The sequence below is a fragment of the Cytobacillus eiseniae genome (assembly GCF_017874625.1).
GTDB lineage: Bacteria > Bacillota > Bacilli > Bacillales > Cytobacillaceae > Cytobacillus > Cytobacillus eiseniae.
This window is the reverse complement of sequence record NZ_JAGIKZ010000007.1, coordinates 56167-75863: the sequence shown is the minus strand read 5'-3', so window position 1 is coordinate 75863 and position 19697 is coordinate 56167. Positions and strand designations below refer to the sequence as shown.

At 38.4% G+C, this 19697-nt stretch carries 20 protein-coding genes; 3 read left to right on the top strand and 17 right to left on the bottom strand.

Translation table 11 applies throughout. The annotated features are described in order from the left end of the window. Positions 1-73: 73 nt before the first annotated feature. Both J2Z40_RS08200 and J2Z40_RS08195 read right to left on the bottom strand, forming a co-directional pair. Positions 74-379 carry an AzlD domain-containing protein gene (locus J2Z40_RS08200; protein WP_066392663.1) on the bottom strand — a complete coding sequence of 102 codons (306 nt, stop codon included), beginning with the start codon at positions 377-379 and terminating at the stop codon, positions 74-76. Continuing rightward, positions 372-1100, bottom strand: coding sequence for an AzlC family ABC transporter permease (locus J2Z40_RS08195; RefSeq protein ID WP_066392662.1), 729 nt, complete (start codon positions 1098-1100; stop codon positions 372-374). Before J2Z40_RS08195 ends, J2Z40_RS08200 begins: the two co-directional genes overlap by 8 nt. Positions 1101-1241: 141 nt before the next feature. On the opposite strand from J2Z40_RS08195, the gene J2Z40_RS08190 reads away from it, so the two are divergent. Beyond that, the gene (locus J2Z40_RS08190; protein ID WP_066392660.1) at positions 1242-1793 is read left to right on the top strand and encodes a helix-turn-helix domain-containing protein; all 552 of its coding nucleotides are present in this window, start codon (positions 1242-1244) and stop codon (positions 1791-1793) included. Positions 1794-1873: 80 nt separating this feature from the next. On the opposite strand, the gene J2Z40_RS08185 is transcribed toward J2Z40_RS08190, so the two are convergent. From J2Z40_RS08185 to J2Z40_RS08145, 9 genes are all read right to left on the bottom strand, one after another. Beyond that, positions 1874-2668 carry an ABC transporter ATP-binding protein gene (locus tag J2Z40_RS08185; protein WP_066392655.1) on the bottom strand — a complete coding sequence of 265 codons (795 nt, stop codon included), beginning with the start codon at positions 2666-2668 and terminating at the stop codon, positions 1874-1876. Further along, a complete protein-coding gene (locus J2Z40_RS08180) occupies positions 2643-3653 on the bottom strand; it encodes an ABC transporter permease (RefSeq protein ID WP_066392653.1) in 1011 nt (336 codons plus the stop codon). Before J2Z40_RS08180 ends, J2Z40_RS08185 begins: the two co-directional genes overlap by 26 nt. A gap of 44 nt (positions 3654-3697) precedes the next feature. Further along, a complete protein-coding gene (locus J2Z40_RS08175) occupies positions 3698-4711 on the bottom strand; it encodes an ABC transporter substrate-binding protein (RefSeq protein ID WP_066392651.1) in 1014 nt (337 codons plus the stop codon). Positions 4712-5367: 656 nt separating this feature from the next. Next, the gene (locus J2Z40_RS08170) at positions 5368-6144 is read right to left on the bottom strand and encodes an enoyl-CoA hydratase-related protein (protein WP_066392649.1); all 777 of its coding nucleotides are present in this window, start codon (positions 6142-6144) and stop codon (positions 5368-5370) included. A gap of 135 nt (positions 6145-6279) precedes the next feature. Further along, positions 6280-7830: a fatty acid--CoA ligase family protein gene (locus tag J2Z40_RS08165; RefSeq protein ID WP_066392647.1), complete on the bottom strand. Its 1551-nt coding sequence runs from the start codon at positions 7828-7830 to the stop codon at positions 6280-6282. A 197-nt stretch (positions 7831-8027) separates the two neighbouring features. Beyond that, the gene (gene rsiV, locus J2Z40_RS08160; RefSeq protein ID WP_066392645.1) at positions 8028-8909 is read right to left on the bottom strand and encodes an anti-sigma-V factor RsiV; all 882 of its coding nucleotides are present in this window, start codon (positions 8907-8909) and stop codon (positions 8028-8030) included. A gap of 1 nt (position 8910) precedes the next feature. After that, positions 8911-9426 (bottom strand): RNA polymerase sigma factor SigV, encoded by a 516-nt coding sequence (locus J2Z40_RS08155; RefSeq protein ID WP_066392643.1) that lies wholly within the window; start codon positions 9424-9426, stop codon positions 8911-8913. 141 nt (positions 9427-9567) lie between these two features. Next, positions 9568-10557: a lipoate--protein ligase gene (lplA, locus tag J2Z40_RS08150; RefSeq protein ID WP_066392640.1), complete on the bottom strand. Its 990-nt coding sequence runs from the start codon at positions 10555-10557 to the stop codon at positions 9568-9570. 13 nt (positions 10558-10570) lie between these two features. Then, positions 10571-11305 carry an MBL fold metallo-hydrolase gene (locus J2Z40_RS08145; protein ID WP_066392639.1) on the bottom strand — a complete coding sequence of 245 codons (735 nt, stop codon included), beginning with the start codon at positions 11303-11305 and terminating at the stop codon, positions 10571-10573. Between the two features lie 205 nt (positions 11306-11510). Here J2Z40_RS08145 and yhfH point away from each other — a divergent pair, with 205 nt between their 5' ends. Continuing rightward, positions 11511-11645, top strand: coding sequence for a protein YhfH (gene yhfH, locus J2Z40_RS08140; RefSeq protein WP_066392637.1), 135 nt, complete (start codon positions 11511-11513; stop codon positions 11643-11645). 292 nt (positions 11646-11937) lie between these two features. Here yhfH and J2Z40_RS08135 read toward each other — a convergent pair whose 3' ends face one another. The 5 genes from J2Z40_RS08135 to hemE all read right to left on the bottom strand — a co-directional run bounded on the left by J2Z40_RS08135 (position 11938) and on the right by hemE (position 18401). Continuing rightward, a complete protein-coding gene (locus J2Z40_RS08135) occupies positions 11938-14103 on the bottom strand; it encodes a YhgE/Pip domain-containing protein (protein WP_066392634.1) in 2166 nt (721 codons plus the stop codon). A 66-nt stretch (positions 14104-14169) separates the two neighbouring features. Beyond that, positions 14170-14745, bottom strand: a complete 576-nt coding sequence (locus tag J2Z40_RS08130; protein ID WP_066392633.1) for a TetR/AcrR family transcriptional regulator — start codon at positions 14743-14745, stop codon at positions 14170-14172. A gap of 128 nt (positions 14746-14873) precedes the next feature. Next, positions 14874-16307 (bottom strand): protoporphyrinogen oxidase, encoded by a 1434-nt coding sequence (hemY, locus tag J2Z40_RS08125; RefSeq protein WP_066392632.1) that lies wholly within the window; start codon positions 16305-16307, stop codon positions 14874-14876. 26 nt (positions 16308-16333) lie between these two features. Continuing rightward, positions 16334-17269: a ferrochelatase gene (gene hemH / locus J2Z40_RS08120; RefSeq protein ID WP_066392631.1), complete on the bottom strand. Its 936-nt coding sequence runs from the start codon at positions 17267-17269 to the stop codon at positions 16334-16336. Between the two features lie 85 nt (positions 17270-17354). Beyond that, complete coding sequence (gene hemE / locus J2Z40_RS08115; RefSeq protein ID WP_066392630.1) at positions 17355-18401, bottom strand: uroporphyrinogen decarboxylase; 1047 nt, start codon at positions 18399-18401, stop codon at positions 17355-17357. A gap of 236 nt (positions 18402-18637) precedes the next feature. Between hemE and J2Z40_RS08110 the strand changes: the two genes are divergently transcribed. Beyond that, on the top strand, positions 18638-19132 hold the full coding sequence (locus tag J2Z40_RS08110; protein ID WP_066392629.1) for an antibiotic biosynthesis monooxygenase family protein: 495 nt from the start codon (positions 18638-18640) through the stop codon (positions 19130-19132). Between the two features lie 243 nt (positions 19133-19375). Here J2Z40_RS08110 and J2Z40_RS08105 read toward each other — a convergent pair whose 3' ends face one another. Then, a complete protein-coding gene (locus J2Z40_RS08105; RefSeq protein WP_157087803.1) occupies positions 19376-19534 on the bottom strand; it encodes a hypothetical protein in 159 nt (52 codons plus the stop codon). Positions 19535-19697 lie beyond the last annotated feature (163 nt).

Sequence of the window (19697 nt, the reverse complement as noted above, 5' to 3'; positions counted from 1 at the left end):
GTTTTCTCCAATTGAAAAACCAATTTTCTTAGAAAACTAGCTGTTTTCAAGACTTGAACGGGCATAAAGACAGTTATAGGAAAAATGAATAAACAGATAAGACGGCAATCGCCCCTAATACAACGACAATTACATTCGCACCTAAGTAGGCAATCACAAAGGCAGCTGCCGCACCAAATAAACCAAACCATATATCTTCTTGAATGAAAAATACACCAGGAAAGATCAGTGCACCTAATGTAGCAGATGGGACATTTTTCAATACACCTTGTAGAAATTGAGGTAATTCCTTCCCTTTAAAAAGAACAAAGGGAAGCATTCTTGGAATAAACGTAACTACGCCCATCCCAACTATCATCCAGACCATTTCGCTAGTCATGCTCATTCCCCCTCTGCTTCTTTTTTAAGCCCTCAATTAGCTCGATGATTATAGCAGAAAGAAGGGTAGCCACCACAATTGCCCATCCTGTTGACAAAGCATTAGTAATAGTAAAAACTGTATTAAAGCAGCCTGCTACTACAGCAAGAAAAACAATCTTGATGCTTTTTTTCATGGAAGGAACTAATAAACCGATAAACATAGCATACAGAGCAATCGACATGCTTTCCTGTAATGTTTGAGGAAGGCTTGCACCAATGACATAGCCGATTCCTGAACAAATCACCCAGCTCATATAGGATAACAGGTTCAGTCCAAACATAAATCCTGTAGTTAAGCGTCCTTCTTTCATTGATGCAACAGAAAAGGTTTCATCTGTAATCCCAAACGAATACATCGCTTTATTAAATAGATGATCCTCCTCACTTTTATCATTAATAACTGTAGACATAAGAAAATGCCTAATATTTACGATGAAGGTTGTTAGAACGATTTCAATCATCCCTGTGCCAAGTGTAAGAAGGCTAAGTGACATATATTGAGATGCACCTGCATATACGACTAAGCTCATTAAAACCGTTTCTCCAATGGAAAGACCCGTCGTTTTAGCCAACAGCCCGAAGGTTAAAGCAACCGGTGCATACCCAATCGCAATACTTATTGCCGCCTGAAACCCTTTTCTAAATTCTGATGCAGACTTATTTACAGTTAGTTCTGCCAAACATTTCACCGCCTTCATTATTTTGCGAACTTTTTTTAAAAAAAGTATACTATAATAGCTATAATAGATAGTATAAAAGACAACATATTAGTTATATTATACATATGTGCGTTATAATAAACAATCATTCTGGAGGAAATAATGGAAAATATTCAAAAGAATATTGGGGTCAACTTAAAGAATATTAGAAAAACAAGGGGGTACAGTCTAGATACGACTGCTGAAATAACTGGGGTCAGTAAGGCGATGCTTGGACAAATTGAACGTGGAGAATCGAATCCTACAGTGACAACATTGTGGAAAATTGCGAGCGGGCTACAAGTTTCTTTTTCATCCTTAATTAGTGAAAAGCCTTCTGATGTTCTTCATGTAGATTTAACAAAGATTTCACCAATTGTCGAATGTAATGGAGATTATCGTGTTTATCCAATATTTCCATTTGACCCACGGAAGAAGTTTGAACTATTCATCGTAGAAATCGAGCCTGACTGTCAGCATACTGCAGATAAGCATAATGATGGAGTAGAAGAATACGTCACCGTCATGAATGGCAAGCTAGATATGTATATTGGTGACCAACAACTCCAAATCCAGCAAGGCAACTCCATTCGCTTTTTAGCAAACAAGACACACACGTATAAAAATAGTGGAGATGAGGTCATTAGACTTCAGTTAGTTATGTACTATCCGTAGAGAAAACGGCAAGGCATATCACCATTTGCGTGATATGCCTTTTTCATTCTAGCTCACTTTATTCCGATCCTCTATTTCAATTAAATAAGAACTGCTTTATCACTGCTCATTTTCTCCCCGCGGATTCGTTGAAATTCTGCTAATAGCTTCTCAACGGTTAAGTTTTCTTTTTGTTCTTCATTTGCTTGGAAAATAAGCTGGCCTTTGTCCATCATAATGAGCCGATTGCCAAGGTCCAATGCTTGCTGCATATTATGAGTAACCATCAAAGTCGTTAACTGATAGGATTGAACAATTTCTTTCGTTAAAGCCGTAATCAGCTCGGCACGGGCTGGATCAAGGGCGGCGGTATGTTCATCAAGCAGGAGAATTTTCGGTTCAGTGAAGGTCGCCATCAATAAGGAGAGTGCCTGCCTTTCTCCGCCTGATAAAAAGCCGACCTTTGCCTGCAGGCGATTTTCCAACCCGAGATGCAGTGATTCAAGCTTCTCTTGAAAGAAACTCCTTCTAGTTTTCGAAACACCTTTTTTAAAACCACGGGAAGTCGTTCGTGAATAAGCAATTGCCAGGTTTTCCTCAATCGTCATGGCTGGTGCTGTTCCAGCCATCGGGTCCTGAAAGACACGGCCAATCAATCTGGAACGTTTATGTTCCTTTGCCATTGTGACATCTTTTCCATCAATAACTACTTCGCCAACATCAGGAATCATTTTTCCAGAGATCAAATTCATGAGGGTTGATTTCCCTGCTCCATTACTGCCGATTACGGTCATAAAGTCACCAGGCTTAAGATGCAAATCCATGCGCTGAAGTGCTATTTTCTCATCTGGCGTTCCTTCATTAAAAATCTTATGAATCTGTTTTAATTGCAGCAAGCTGTTCACCACCCTCGTATGTTGTTTGTTTTGACTGGAGTACCCGACGCTTTTTCCGCTGTCTTTCTTTTTGCTTTTCAAGCACTTTCGGAATGATGAGTGCACAAACAACAATTAAAGCAGTAATAAGCTTCATGTCTCCTGCCTCAAGAAAATCAACGCGAAGAGCAGCTGTAACAATGATTCTGTATAAAATGGCGCCGCCGATGACAGCCAAGGTCGCTCGAACAATCGTTTTCGCCCCAAAAATGGCTTCACCGATAATGACGGAAGCTAGACCGATGACAATCATGCCTATTCCCATGCCAACGTCACTAAACCCGTTGTATTGAGCAATTAACGCTCCAGAAAAGGCAACTAGCGCATTCGAAATTCCAAGGCCCATGATTTTTAATAAATCAGTATCTGCTGAAAAGCTGCGAATCATCGTTTCATTATTACCTGTTGCTCGAATCGCAAGGCCGATATCTGTTTTTAAAAATAGGTCAATGATGACTTTTACGACAAATGCGAGAATAAGCATAAGGAAGAGAATTCCCCATGTTTTCGGTTCAAAGCCTGTTACCGAAGATAATGCTTGCAGCGGCTTATCCAATCCAAGACTTTGCCAAAATGCCGTTAATTTTGTGATCACCGTCTCTTCTGCAAGGAGCGGAACATTCGATTTTCCCATGATTCGCAAATTAATCGAATATAAGGCAATCATCATGAGAATTCCGGATAAAAGCGGATTGATTTTTCCCTTCGTATGGAGAAGCCCTGTTATACATCCAGCGACAAAACCGGCACACACTGCAAGGAGCGTAGCAACATACGGATTAGTTCCGCCGACAATAAGAACTGCTGCAACCGCAGCACCTGTTACAAAGCTTCCATCTACAGTAAGGTCAGGAAAATCGAGTATTCTAAAAGATAGGTAGACGCCTAATGCCATTAATGCATAGATGGCACCTGCTTCAATTGAACCGAAAATGGCTGTTGGCATACTTCTCTTCCTCTCTATCACTTTGCAAAACTAGCAAATTAATTTTATTTACCTTCAAAAAATTCAGCAATATTTCCCCATTCTTGTTTTACTTCAAGCCCTTGCTCTTCAGCAGCTTTTTTATTAATGACAAGCTTTAAGCTTCCAGGCAGCTCGACTGGAATATCAGCGATCTTTTTATTGTCATTCAAAATGTCCGCTGCCATTTTACCTGTTTGGTAGCCTAAATCAAAGTAGCTAAATCCGCTTGCGGCGATTGCACCGCGCTCCATCGAATCTAATTCTCCAACAAATAGCGGGATTTTCTCGCCATTAGCAACAGAAATAACAGATTCTAATGCGGATACGACGGTGTTATCAGTTGGTACATAAATGGCATCGACTCGTCCAACTAATGATTCAGCAGCCTGCTTCACCTCGGCAGAAGTGGATACTGATGCTTTCACAATCGAAGCACCTAGCCCTTTAGCGAGCTCTTCAACTTGATCGACTTGTACTTCAGAGTTTTGCTCCCCCGCATTGTAGATGACACCGATACTTTTTGCCCCTGCCTCTTCAACAATAAACTGAATGGTCTTGGCTGTTCCTTCAGGGTGATTGTCAGTCGTTCCCGTAATATTAGTTCCTGGCTTGTCCAAGGCTTCTACTAATCCTGCTCCTACTGGATCGGTTACAGCTGTGAAGAGAATAGGGATATCCTTTGTTGCATTTAATGCACTGACAGCACTTGGTGTAGCGTTCGCGAAGATTAAATCCACCTTATCGCCGACAAAGTTATTGGCAATTGTCTGAGTGTTGTTCATATCTGCTTGTGCGTTTTGGAAATTGTATTCAACATTCTCTCCCTCTTTAAATCCTTCATCTTCTAATGCCTTTTTAAATCCTTCTGTTGCTGCATCAAGAGATGGGTGTTCAGCAAATTGGGTTAAGCCAATCTTGAACGTTTTTTCCTTTCCGCTATCTGTTTCATTTCCTTCTGTGCTTTCACTTCCACAGCCACTCAATAATGCAATGCCTACTAAACTAGCAGCAGCTAGTACTTTTAATTGTTTTATCATTTTCCGCACCCCTTTTACACTTAAACGCTTTTATGCTTTTATTCACTAAATTATAAATCTAATAAAGCGAAAATATCAAGTACTTTTTATTATTTTCAAAAAATTATTAAAATAAACGACTAAGATGATTGCACTTTCTTTGAGGAACTTGTAGCTAGTAATTTTTGCTTGCTCCTGATTTCGAGCGGTATAAACATCTCTTAACTACCGATTTTCTAGTCACTCCTTTTTTCGGGAGTTTTAAACGCCTCTTAACTACCTATTTTCTAGTCACTCCTTTTTTCGGGAGTTTTAAACACCTCTTTAACTACCTATTTTTCAGTCACTCCTTTTTTCGGGAGTTTTAAACGCCTCTTAACTACCTATTTTTCAGTCACTCCTTTTTTCGGGAGTTTTAAACGCCTCTTAACTACCTATTTTTCAGTCACTCCTTTTTCCGGGAGTTATGATCGCCTCTTAACTACCTATTTTTCAGTCACTCCTTTTTTCGGGAGTTATGATCGCCTCTTAACTACCTATTTTTCAGTCGCTCCTTTTTCCGGGAGTTTTAAACATCTCTTAACTACCGATTTTCCAGCCACTCCTTTTTCCGCCACCATAAATATCTCCTAACCACCAATTCTCCACAAAAAAACACGGCTGCAATGGCCGTGTCTTTATTTCCCCTTAAATTCTGGCTTTCTTTTTTCTGCAAAAGCTTGAAGTGCTTCGACCCGATCTTCTGTCGGAATGATGACCTCATAAGCTTTTCTTTCAATTTGTAGTCCAGTCTGCAAGTCCACATTCATTCCTTGCTTAACAGCAAACTTTGCCTGCTGAAGTGCTAACGGTCCATTGGCTAGCATTTGCTCTGCAAGCTCGAAACATGAATCCAGTAAGTTTTCCCGGTCAGCTACTTTCGTTAATAAACCGTACTCGAATGCTTCCTCTGAGCACAAACGCTTCGCTGTTAAAATTAATTCAAGTGCCTTTGCCTGGCCGATCAATCTAGGCAGCCTTTGCGTTCCACCCGCACCGGGAATGATTGCTAAACTTGTTTCAGTCAGTCCCATTGATGTACCTGCAACAGCCACTCTGAAATCACATGATAAGGCTAATTCCATTCCTCCTCCAAAAGCAAAGCCATTTATCGCAGCAATCGTTGGCTGTGGAAGCTGATCAATAAGTGAAAACACTTCGCCAATCTTATAAATATTTCGGCGCACTTCCACGTCTGATAACGTTTTGCGCTCCTTCAAATCTGCTCCAACACTAAATGCCTTTTCACCTGCTCCTGTAAAAATTACAACTCGAACCTCAAGATCTGTTCGTAATTTCTCAACCAAAGCTTGAAGCTCGGATAACGTTTCATAATTAAATGCATTCAATGCATCTGGACGATTGATCGTTACTAATGCAATATGTTCTTTTAATTCAACAGCAATTGAACTCAAAGTAAATCCGCCCCCTTTTATTAACTACATGTTCCAATTCGCGAAAATTCTCGAAAATCCTTTCAAAATTTCAGAAAAAAAGAAACAAGCCCGTCTGCCTGTTTCTAATGGTTAATTAAAATAGAATACGAATTTTTATTGTAAAACCTGAGTTTTCAAAGCTCTTCGCAAGATTTTTCCTGTCGTATTTTTAGGAAGCTCCTCCAAAAATTCAATTGAAGATGGCAACTTATATTTCGCTAAATGCTGGGCACAATATTCTTGAAGATTTGCTTCAGTTAAACTAGGATTCTTCTTTACGACATAACATTTAACTGCTTCGCCTAGATTAGGATCTGGAACACCAATTGCAGCTGCTTCTACGACATCCGGATGATCATAAAGCACCTCTTCTACTTCCCTTGGATACACATTATAGCCACCGACAATAATTAACTCCTTTTTCCGATCAACGATATAGAAGTAGCCTTCCTCATCCATTCGGGCTAAATCCCCCGTATATAGCCAGCCCTCCTTAATCGTTGCAGCTGATTCTTCAGGCATTTTGTAGTAGCCCTTCATTACATTTGGGCCACGGACAATCAATTCCCCTACTTCACCGACAGGAACCTCTTCACCAAGCTCATTAACAATTTTATTCTCTACATTTACAATCGATTGACCGATAGAGCCTGCTTTTCTTGGTCGATCTAATGGGTTGAAGCATGTGACAGGTGATGCTTCTGAAAGTCCATATCCTTCAGAAATCAGGACATTAAATTTCTGTTCAAAGTTCTTTAAGAGCGCAACTGGCATCGCTGATCCGCCTGAAATACAAAGCCTTAGCGAGCGTAAATCCCCACCATAGCTTTCGGCATATTGAAGGAGGAAATTATACATCGTTGGGACACCAGCAAAAACAGTTGGCTTATACGTCTCAACAAGTCTGAACATTTCCTTTGGACTGAATTTCGGGTCAATTATGATTGTTGCACCATTCATCAGCGGCGCATTCAAGGCAACTGTTAAACAAAAAACATGGAACATCGGTAAGGTTGTTACGACACGATCCTCTTCATTCATATGTAAATAATCGCTAACATCCTTCGCATTGCTATAAAGATTTTTATGTGTCAGCATTGCACCCTTTGGTTTACCTGTTGTACCCGAAGTATAAAGAATAATTGCCACTTCATCGTCTTCTAATTCTGGTCCTGTAAAGCCAAGGTCACCTGATCCCAACACTTGTGAAAACGATTTCAATTTAGGAAATACAGACAGAGCAGTTACATCAACGCCTGATTCCTTTCCTTGAGGTGTTTCACAAATAATATAGTTCTCTACTTTCGGCAAAGCTGGATGCATTTTTTCAACTAATGGAAGTAGTAAATCAAGGGCGACAACTGCTTTAACATCTCCATTATTAACGATGTAACCAATTTCATCAGGTGTATAGATTGGGTTAACTGGTATAATGGTTGCTCCAAGACGGAGCGCTCCGTGTAAAGCGATTACAAAGTGTGGCGAATTCCCTAACAATAAGGCAATATGATCCCCTTTTTCTACCCCTAATTGTTCAAGGCCAGAAGCAAATTTCGTAACCGCCGCATCCAATTCTGCATATGTACTTGATTGATCCATAAAGTAATAAGCTGGTTTGCTCCCCTTTATTTGTGCTGTTTCATGAAGCTGTTTTGTTAAATTCATATCCTTTCCCCCTTTTCTTGAATGAACAATCATTCATTATTATAGAAATAATTTTCTAAATATATTATATTGAAAGAAAGTTATGTATTCAAGTAAAAAAGTTTTTAATGCTAATTTTCAAGGAATTCACAATTATATTAACGAAAATTTTTATACTAATATAAAAACCGAACGGATGCCACCGTTCGGTTTTCATATTAATGAATATACTCATCGCTTACTAATATGTCTAAAATGACTTCAGTCGGAATGATAAACTCAACAACCCCCATATACCCAGGTGCCACTTCGTACTTATCAAAAGATATCACTAATTTTCCTTCATTATTAATATAGAAGTTTTGCTCTTTGTTTATCGTTTCGAAAAGCTCAGTAAGGTCTTCATCTTCAAGTCCAGCTCCAGAAACCCAATAAATTATATTCTCATCCGCCTTCATTTGCTCACGCATTTGTTCTTTGATATTCTCGCTTATTGTATTCACATAGCTTTCATCTGTAAATAGCATTGGTAAGCTTAATAAAATTTGATTTTTCTTATCAATCGTATCATATTTCATAATCGTTGAAGATGATGCAACTGTGTTGACAACATATCTGCCGATTGACAAAATCTGCTCGTTATCCGTTTTAACCTCATACCCGCTGTCAACGCCTAAATGACCGCCACCGTTATCCTCTAATTCCTTTACTTCGAGCATGAACTCGTCATAAAGTTCTTTTCCTTCTTTTAAATATTTATCATTCAGACTTTGAGCTAAATCTCCATTTTCTAAATCTGATACGGCTGGTACTTTAATATCTGCTTGGTATTTTTCTTTATCCACTTTGTATTCTGTAAACGTTAATACCTTTACTATACTCCCAACGACAGGCATTTCTGCTAAACTGCTAGCCATAGCTGGGCTAATATTCAACCCTCCAATAAAAAGAACTGCCGCTGCAGCCGCCCCAGCCAGCCATTTATACCCGTTTTTCTTTTTCTTACTTTTTAATAAAGCTCGTTCGACAACGAGATCCAATTCATCTGGAATTTGAATATTTTTATACTCTGTTTTCAGTTCCTCTAATTTTTTGTCCACTCTAGTTAGCCCCCTTAATCATTTCGTCTTTCAATTCAATCTGTAATAGCTTCAAAGCTTTATACAATCTTGTTTTTATCGTGTTCACATTTTCATTCAGCACATCAGCCACTTCATCGATTTTCATATCCTCAAAAAAACGTAAGACAATAATGCTTTTGTATTCAGGAGCTAAATGATCTAAAGCCCTTTCTAAATCAATATTTTCATACTGATCTTCATTGCCAGAGCTAATAAATTCCATTGTTTCCGCATCAACAATACTGACTCGTTTATGTTTCCTGAGAAAATCTAAGGAAGTATTGACGACAATTCGATAAAACCAGCTTTTTAGTGTTTTTAAATCCTGCAGTGAATCAATAGAGACGATCGCTTTATGAATCGAATCTTGTACGATATCTAATGCATCCTCAGAATTTTTCACATAACTGTAGGCTAGCCGATAAAAATTCTCTTTGTTCTCGCGAATAAAATTTGTAAAAACTTCGTCTTGATTCCATCTACTTTTCTTTCCCATCTCGCAAAAAGGCTCCTTTATTGCTATTAATTTGTATACACTTTAAAGACGCATCATTGATAGTAAAAAGTTTTAGCTTTTTATTAATTGACTTCTATTCATTAAAAAAAGCGTTCCCCGCAAGGAACACTCTCATGAATTTTAGTATATTAGATTTAAAAAGTCTTCTTTAGTAATATTACCGAAATAATGTTTAATATCAATTTCTTCAAGTGCTTTTTCTAATTCAGCTTTTTCATAACGGACACCCATTAGTTTATTTTCAATGTCACTCACATCGCCTACACCGAAAAAGTCACCGTAAATTTTGCAATTTTCCACTTTTCCTTTATCAACATCAAGTCGAATATCTAGGCCGCCAACCGGGAAACGATGGGAATGCTGCAAATTAAATTTTGGCGATTTCCCGTAATTCCAATCCCAGTTCTGATACCGTTCTTCAGATAATTGGTGAATTTTTTCCCAATCAGACTCTGTTAGTACATATTCCTTAATTTGGTCCTTGCCACCGAAAATATTTTCAAGTAAAAGGGCACGGAATTCTTCAATCGAAATTTTTTCATTTAAAAACTCAGAAATATTAGCGACACGGCTACGAATTGACTTGATTCCTTTTGACTCAATTTTATCCTTTTTCACTCGTAATGCGGAAACAACACTGTCTATTTCAGAATCTAGCATAAGTGTACCATGGCTAAACATTCTGCCTTTTGTGGAGAATTGTGCATTTCCAGAAATTTTCCTGCCTTCAACGGTAAGATCATTTCGGCCGCTTAGTTCAGCATTTACGCCAAGCTTACGTAAAGCATCAACAACAGGTTCAGTGAACTTACGAAAATTATGAAAGCTTTCTCCATCGTCTTTAGTAATGAAGCTAAAGTTCAAGTTTCCTAAATCATGATACACAGCTCCACCGCCTGATAATCGGCGAACAACGTGAATGCCATTGCCTTCTACATATTCCGTATTAATTTCTTCAATCGTATTTTGATTTTTCCCAATGATAATCGATGGCTCATTTATGTAAAAAAGTAAATACGTTTCGTTAATATCTAGATTTTTCAGTGCGTACTCTTCAATTGCTAAGTTAATTCTTGGATCAGTTATTCCTTTGTTATCGATAAATAACATGTTGATTCACTCCTTATAATTTAACGGACCATTGATATGAAGCAAGCGCAATTGGCCCACTATACATCTCTGCAGCTTCTTCCTTTAAATCCTCTATATTCCCATAATGCGGCAGATGAGTAAGCAGAAGTTTTTTGACATTTGCTTTCTGTGCTAAAGTTCCTGCATCATAGCTTGTCATATGCCCTGCTCCCAAGGCATTCTGATGCTTATAAAAATTACACTCACATACTAATAAATCCGCCTCATTGCTAAAAGGAACGAATTCTTCTTTATATGATGTATCCGCAGTGTAAACAAGGGATTTTCCATCCGCCTCAATTCTCATCGCAAAGCATGGGACCGGATGATCCGTCTGTAAAAATTGTATCGTAAAAGGACCAATTTTTAAAGTTTGATCTTCTTGATAAGCAATCCCTTTCGTAATCTCTTTATACGTTAATTTCGAAAATTCATGTACATCCTTCTCATGCCCATAAATAGGAAGACACTCTGTCTTTTTGCCTAAAAAACCTTGAATGAGACGAGCATGCTGCAATACACCGATATCAGCAATATGATCAGGATGATAATGAGAAAGGATTAGACCATCAATTTCCTCCGGCTGAAAAAGCTTTTGCATTTTTGCAAGGACACCGCTTCCGAAATCGAGCATTAATTTAAATCCCTCATGTTCTAGTAAATAGCCCGAACTCGCTTCATCTGCCTTTGGATACCCACCCCAGCAGCCAATCACAGTAAACTTCATTCTTTCTCCTCCTTCTATCCATTTCCTCATTATTTTCACCTAATTATAAAAATGAAAAACATAATATCATCACTACTATACATGAATAAGCCTATTTTTTCATATTTCACACTTTGTATCAAAACAGTAATTGACACACCTAATCTGTTATAATACAATAATAGTAATCTTACTATTCAAACATAAACAATGGGAGGCTTTCAAAATGATCCAAAACATTTTAGATTTCTTTAGAAATTTACCAGCAAAGCAGTGTGCTGACTGTGGGAAGCCAATTGAAGAACAGCATGAATGCTATGGAAACAAATGTGATCATTGTATGGGTGTTTCAGATTTATAATTTTTCTACAAATACAAAAACCAGCCGCTTAATTTAAAACGGCTGGTTTCTTTTTTCTAACGGCTAGAGGCTCGAGATTATTAGACATTCTGACCAAAGGTTACAGTACAACCTTCCATCCGCCCCTTCTTATGCTTGTCGGGTCTGAGCAAGCCGCTTACGCTTTTCTTTGTCTAGCTACAGCGGCTAGACCCTCGAGGTCATAAGCTGGATCGGCTTGAAGGTTACAGTACAACCTTCCATCCGCCCCTTCTTATGCTTGTCGGGTCTGAGCAAGCCGCTTACGCTTTTCTTATTCTGTAGCAGTTACAGCTGCAAAGCGTTTTTTGTGCATACCTGTGAAGAATACAATGGTTCCTGCAATAAATGCGACAATGAAAATTGCTAATACTCCTACATTATGCCACATAAAGCTAAAGTCTCCACTTGAAATGACTGCTTTAAAGCCTGAAACCGTGTAAGTCATTGGCAAGAACGTACTAAATGGCTGTAAGAAATTAGGAATTAACTCAAGTGGGAATGTGCCTGCACTTGTTGTTAATTGTAAAATTAAGATGATGATCGCAATGAAACGTCCAGGATCACCAAATGTAGTAACAAAGAATTGAATCAATGTAATGAATGTTAAGCTTGTAATGATCGCAAAGAGAATAAATAATGGTACACTTTGCACTTCAATTTTTAAACCAACAAACATAATCAACACGGCGATTAAGGCTTGAATGACGCCAATCCCCATAAGAATAAGGAATTTACTAGTAAACCAGCTAAAACCATTTTTAGGTACTCCTGCTGGTTCACGTAACGGAAAGACAATGGAAAGCAAGAGTGCACCAACAAATAATCCTAGAGATAAGAAATATGGAGCAAATCCTGTACCATAGTTTGGCACTTGATTGATCTTTTCATTATCTACTTTCACTGGTCCTGCCATCATACTAAATGTATCGTCATTTGCATGAACAGACGATGCCTTTTCAGCTCCATCTCCTAATTTGCTTGCTAGTTCCTCTGAGCCTTCATGTAATGTGACCGTTCCATCTGCGATCTTTTCAGCACCATCTTTAAGCTGTGCTGTTCCATCTTTAATAGCAACAGAACCATCTTGTAATTGCCCAAGTCCTCCAGCTAGCACAGTTGATCCATTAGCTAGTTGATCCGCACCTGCTTTCGCTTCTGCGAATTTTTGACCAAACGTATTCATTCCTGCTTGGAACTCATTTTGCCCTTTCGAAACTGCCTGTGCTCCACTCTCAAGCTTTTCGCTGCCTTTTGCCAGCTCATTTACACCTTGCTGAAGCTGCTTCTGTCCTGCATTCAGCTCGCCAATTTTAACAGCAATGTCATTTCCGCCATTAGCTAGCTGACCAGCAGCACCAGCAAGTTCAGCTGTTCCCGTTTTAAGCTGGTTCAATGCCCCTTCTAATTCTAAACGCTGAGGCGAATTTTCAGGAAGCTGACCAATCAATGCTTGCAATTTTTCCTGAAGCACAGCCATTCCGCCGTTTACTTTTTCTGCTTCTAATTGCCATTGCTCCAAAGAGGCTGATAATGATTTTGCCCCTGCACCAATTTGCTCCGTACCAGCAACAACAGCTGGAAGCTTTTCATTAACAGCTCCTAAACCATCTTTCGTCTGATGAATGCCTACAGCCAATTGCTCATGGCCAGCTTTCAACTGATCAGAAGCTGACTGTAATGTATTCTGTCCTTCTTGCAGCTGACCAAGTCCATCTGCAAGCGTTTTTGAACCAGATACTAACTCTTTAGAACCATCATTGATCTTTCCTACTCCATCATTAAATTCAATGGATTTATTAGCCAATAAAGATAGCTTTTCATAAATAAGAGAAGAACCGTCCTTCAGTTCGGCTGCACCTTCATTTATTTTTGAAGCACCGTCACTTGCTTGCCCCATTCCATCAGCAAGCTCTGTCACTTTATCAAACATCGTTTCTGCATATGTTTCGGTTATTTTCTCTGAAATAGATGATTTAATTTTTTCTATAGCAGTTTCACCTATTTGCGAAGAAAGGAAGTTATAGCTTTCATTCGGAACATAAACAAGCTTTAACTTTTCAGGATGATCATCAAGCAATGTTGTAGCATTGGATGAAAATTCTGATGGAATTTCAATCAGCATATAATACTCTTGATTTTTAAGATCCTTATATCCTTGTTCTTTGTTAACAAATTGGAAATTAAAATCTCCACTTTCCTTTAATTTATCAACAAGATCACTCCCGAGCTGAAGCTCTTTCCCTTCAAAGTCAGCTCCTTGATCCTCATTCACAATTGCCACAGGTAAGTCTGCCAAATGATCATACGGATCCCAAAATGCCCAAAGGAACATCCCGCTGTATAATACCGGAATAAATAGAACGGCAATAATCGGAATAAGAAGCTTTTTATTCCTCAAAACAGACAGCAATTCCTTTTTGAAAAGACTTTCTCTCAATGTTGTTTCCCCCTTGTTGAAATGACTGCTTTGTTCAATTGGTCAATATACTCCAAAAAATGAGGACTATCCATTTGACAATCCTTTAAAGATATACTGTTCAAGCAACCTTGCGATTTCTTCCTTTGCTAATGGTTCATTCTTCTTTTCCCAATCAAATATGAGAGCAATATAGAGCTTTAACAAAATGAAGGCTGTTACCTCTGGATTGCATTCTTGAATTTCTCCCTTTTCAATCGCAATGATGATTTTCTCCTTCAAATAGCCGAGAATTGCATCTTCGAGTTTTACCATCACTTCCATCACTGCAGGCGTTCCCATCTCTTTCTCTTCTTGGAAAAGCTTGATGGTGAGCTGATGCTTAATACGGAATTCCAAGATTCGATAAAGCCCATGATGCACTTTATCATGAAAGGAAAGTGAAGAGTCCATTGCTTCATCAGCCTCTCTCTTCATTTCAATAATCAGAGAGCTAATGATTTCATCGAACAGTTCTTCTTTATTTTTAAAAAAAGTATAAATCGTTCCTTTTCCTACATTTGCAATCTTTGCAACTTGATCCATTGTTGTCGCCTTAAAACCAAATAATGAAAAAGATTTAGTAGCTGCATCAACAATCAGCTGCTTTCGATCGACTGCCATTTTCTCACCTCACGTTTTAAAAAGAGAATAATTGACCGAATTAGTAATTTGGTCAATTTGTATAATAGATAATTTAGCATATCTAATTATTAAATGCAAATATTTTTTTAGAAAAACAAAAAAAGCTGTCACAAATGGACAGCTTTTTGAGTAGACAAAAAGGATACTACTTGTTGGACAGCCTTTTCTCCTTGGTCAATACAATCGGGAATGCCTAATCCATCATAGGAACTACCAGCAAGATAAATACCTGGGAGTTCTTTTTCTAGATGTATAGCCGCATTAGCCATTCGTTCTTTATGCCCAACTGTATACTGAGGCATTGAATCTCTCCACCGAGAGATAACGGCAAAGTCTGGATCCATTGTAATATTCATTGTTTTATTAAGATCATCTAGGACAATTTTAATCATTTCATCATCGGATACATCAACAACTGCTTCATCCCCAGGGCGTCCTACATAACATCGCAGCAGAACTTTCCCTTCAGGAGCTGTATGTGGCCATTTTTTATGTGTCCAAGTACAAGCCGTTATCGTATAATCACAATTTCTTGAAACGACAAAGCCAATCCCGTCAATGTCTTTTTTTATCGCTTCTGCAGGGAATGCAAGCGCCACGGTTGCAACCGTTGTCGAAGGCATCGTACTTGCTTTAAATGGATCAAAAAAGCGATAATCTGAAAATATTGATTGTGTTACATGATGAGGAACAGCCATTATGATGCTATCTGCCTGCAAGCTCTTTCCATCAGACATGATCACTTCATAGTTCCTGTCCTTTTTTTGAACATGACGAACTTGAACGCCTTTCAAAACGGAATCTTTCTCCAATTTAGATTCGATTGCATCGATGAATGATTGAAGCCCCTTTGTAAAGGTTAAAAATCCGCCTGTTTCTTTCTTCTCTACTTTTTTTTCTTTCGGAGGTGCAGACTTTTTCATTCCTAAGATCAAGCTTCGATGCTTTTGTTCGACTTGATAGAATTGAGGAAAAGTAGATAATAGACTTAATCGATCAATATCCCCCGCATAAATTCCAGATAATAGCGGCTCAATTAAGTTTTCAACTACTTCATTTCCTAACCTTCTGCGAAAAAAGGCCCCAAGTGATTGATCCTCATTCGGTTTTGAACGTGGGAGAATAAAGTCAGTCGCAGCTCTCATTTTTCCTGGGAGTGAAAATAATCCAGTTGTAATAAACGGACCTACTTCTGTTGGAATTCCCATAATCGATCCACCTGGCATGGAGTGTAGCCTTTCTCTTGCAACAATAAATGATTTACCCGCTGTATTACTAATGAGTGAATCTTCCATTCCAACCTCTTTTGCCAGGCGACTTGCACTCATTTTTCTAGCAAGAAAGGAATCAGGGCCTCTTTCAATGACAAAGCCATCTCTAATGACTGTTTGCATTTTTCCTCCAAGACGATGTGAGGCCTCGATTAGTTTCACCTCAAGAGGGAGATGATTTTCCCGAGCTTCTTTTTGCAAATAATACGCAGCCGTTAGCCCAGCAATACCGCCACCGATAATGATAACCTTCTGCTTTTCTTCCGACACGGTTCATCGCCTACTTTACATTAGATTCATTTATTTGCTAATTTCTTTTGAATAACTGTTGCAAGGGCATCAATGAATTCTGGTTGTGCATTAGGCATGGCAGGGCGATAATAGCTTGCTCCAACTTCCTCTGTAACAACTTTACATTCATAGTCATTATCATAGAGTACTTCTAAGTGCTCAGAAATAAAGCCAACCGGTGTATAAACAAATGCTTTATATCCTTCTTTTTCGTAAAGCTCTCTCGTTAAATCTTGAACATCAGGTCCTAGCCACGGCTCAGGTGTATTCCCTGCGCTTTGCCAGCCGACTGCGTAATTATTCACACCAGCTTGACGAGCGATTAGATCTGCCGTTTCTTGTAGCTGCTCTGGGTATGGATCGCCTAATTGTAAAATCTTTTCAGGTAAACTATGTGCGGACACAATTAAGACTGCTTTCTCTCTTTCCTCAGCTGTCATGCCATCAAATGTTGTTTTCACACGATCTACCCAATAGTTAATAAATTTTGGCTCATCATACCAGCTTTCAACCGATTGAATCACGGGACCGCCAAGCTTTTCAGCTTCCTCTTTCGCCCGTCCATTATATGATTTCACACTGAATGTGGAGAAATGTGGAGCAAGAACGATGCTGACCGCTTCCTCAATTCCATCCTCATTCATTTGTTTAACAGCATCTTCAATAAATGGTTCGATATGTTTTAATCCAAGATACATCACAAATTCATATTCATCTTGTACTTCATTTAAGTGGGACTCAAGCCCTTTTGCCTGATCCATTGTTATTGTTGCTAAAGGAGAAATGCCGCCAATTGCTTTATATCGGCCTACCAGGTCCTCAAGCATTTCTTCTGTCGGTTTTCTTCCATGTCTAATATGTGTATAGTAACGCTCAATATCCTCTTCTTTATATGGCGTTCCATAAGCCATCACAAGCAAACCCATTTTTTTTCTTGTCATATTCTTCACCTCTTGTTAATCTCTTATGCCGCCTCTAATTATGTCAAAAAACCACGAAACAACCAAATAATCTGATCAAAAATACCTATTTACCTAATTTTGTTGCAGAATATTCATGAACAAATGCCGTTAAACGTTTTAATGTTTCCGGATTCACATCTGGGAATACGCCATGTCCAAGGTTAAAGATATAGCCTGGCTTTGCCATTCCTTGATCAAGAATGTCTTTCGCTTTCGCTTCAATCACTTCCCAAGGTGCTAGAAGAAGTGCAGGATCAAGATTTCCTTGAACAGCCTTTGTAATTCCTCTTTCCCTTGCTTCATTAATTGGCAAACGCCAGTCTAAACCGACAACATCAAGCGGAAGATCATGCCATTCCATAGCAAGATGGCTTGCCCCTACACCAAACATAATAAGTGGTACATTTTCTTCTTTTAAAGCAGTAAAAATTCGTGTCATTGTTGGTTTAATAAAATTGCGATAATCCTCTACATTTAACGCCCCAACCCATGAGTCAAAGATTTGAATCGCCTTTGCTCCTGCACGAATTTGTGCTTTCACATATGTAATTGTCATTTCACTTAACTTGTCCATTAAAGCAAACCATGCTTTTGGTTCTGCATGCATAAATGACTTTGTTTTATTATAATTTTTTGAAGGTCCACCTTCGATCATATAACTTGCAAGTGTAAATGGCGCACCAGCAAAACCAATCAATGGCACTGTCAGCTGCTCTTGTGTTAAAAGCTTAATTGTTTCAAGTACATATGGAACATCTTCTTCTGGATTGATCTCACCAAGCTTCTCCACATCTGCAACAGAACGAATCGGGTTCTCAATCACTGGGCCAATCCCTGATTTAATATCCACTTCAATCCCTAGTGCAGGAAGTGGTGACATAATATCTTTATATAAAATAGCTGCATCATTGTTATATTGATCAACAGGCAATTTAGTTACATATGCACAAAGCTCCGGCTGATGGGTAATCTCAAATAAAGAGTATTTTTCCTTAATCGCTCGATATTCTGGCTGTGAACGCCCAGCTTGGCGCATATACCAAACAGGAACATGTTCAGTCTTTTCTCCTCTCGCTGCTCGTAAAAATGTGTCATTCGTGATTTTATTCATTAAATTATCCACCTTTCAAAACATCTGTTTACTATTATTTTAATATATAAGTAAGGAGATTAAAAATATTGACACCTATTCATCCATGTTTACTGTATCTTTTTCTACCCAATATGTATAGTCAACAATGAAAAATGTCGAAAATTTGACAAAACATGCGATTTTTTTAAAATGAATGTTTTTTTCGGAATAATCGTATAGTATGAAGAAAAGACTTGTATGGAAAGGATGAAACCATGAATATTCATATGACAAGCGGTACGTTTGATTTCCTATATAAAGTGAAAGAAAAATACCCTCATGAATCCATGTATCTTATGCAAGATATGTACAATGCCGTCTTATTGCATGAAACGGAAAAATCCTCTGTGTTCAATACACCTCGGTCCTTTCAGGTCATTGATTCTTTCGGCTCGATTGATAATATAGGGATGGTCGTTATGAATAATATACCCGTTATAGATGAAGACAGACCCCTAATTGAATTTAAGCTAAAAAACACAAAACAAATGGCTAATCAAAAGGATCTCCTAGCCCTACGCGTACTTCGCCCACTTAAAGCCAATACATATATCGTCCTTACTTTATGGAAGAATGAAGCTGCTTTCATGAATTGGGAAGCTTCTTTACATTATAAAGAGTTATTCAGCCTTACCGTCCCAAATAAACAAGCACAATTGTTTATCGGTTCCTCCTATGTGAAGAAATATTGGATCCCTGAAGAGAAATAGAAAAACGAAAGCACCACAATTTTTGATGTTCTCACTAGATTGGCATTGATCGCTTTTACTTCTTCCAAAAGGAAGGAAACAAATCTAAGTTGTTCGGTTGTGAAGTAGAAATATAGGGTTCGTAAGGTCAATATCAAGCGTATACTTTGAGACAATAAAATTACACAGTAAAATGCAGAGGTTTCACATCCTCTGCGTTTTTATAATCTAGTGACTTGTGTTTTTAGTTGATGAGGCATTTTTCTAGAGAACGTCCCTGCTTATAACCTCACTTCCATCTAAATTAGATGTCTTCTCCATAACCGGGAAACGAGCAAAAGCAAAATAAGCGGAAATTTTCCGGTTAAATGTAAAATGAAGCTCTTTTTGGAGAAAATAAGCGGAATTCTTCCGCTTATTCAATAAAGAATCCCCTATTTTTGAGTTTTTCAAAGCAATAGGCGGAATTTCTCCGCTTATTTGAGCTTTTTTTATTAAAAATCATGAAATAAGCGGAAATTTTCCGCCTATTTATCCGCATGGGTACTCAACCGATCAGTGCGGACCTTCTTCGCACCACTTTTAA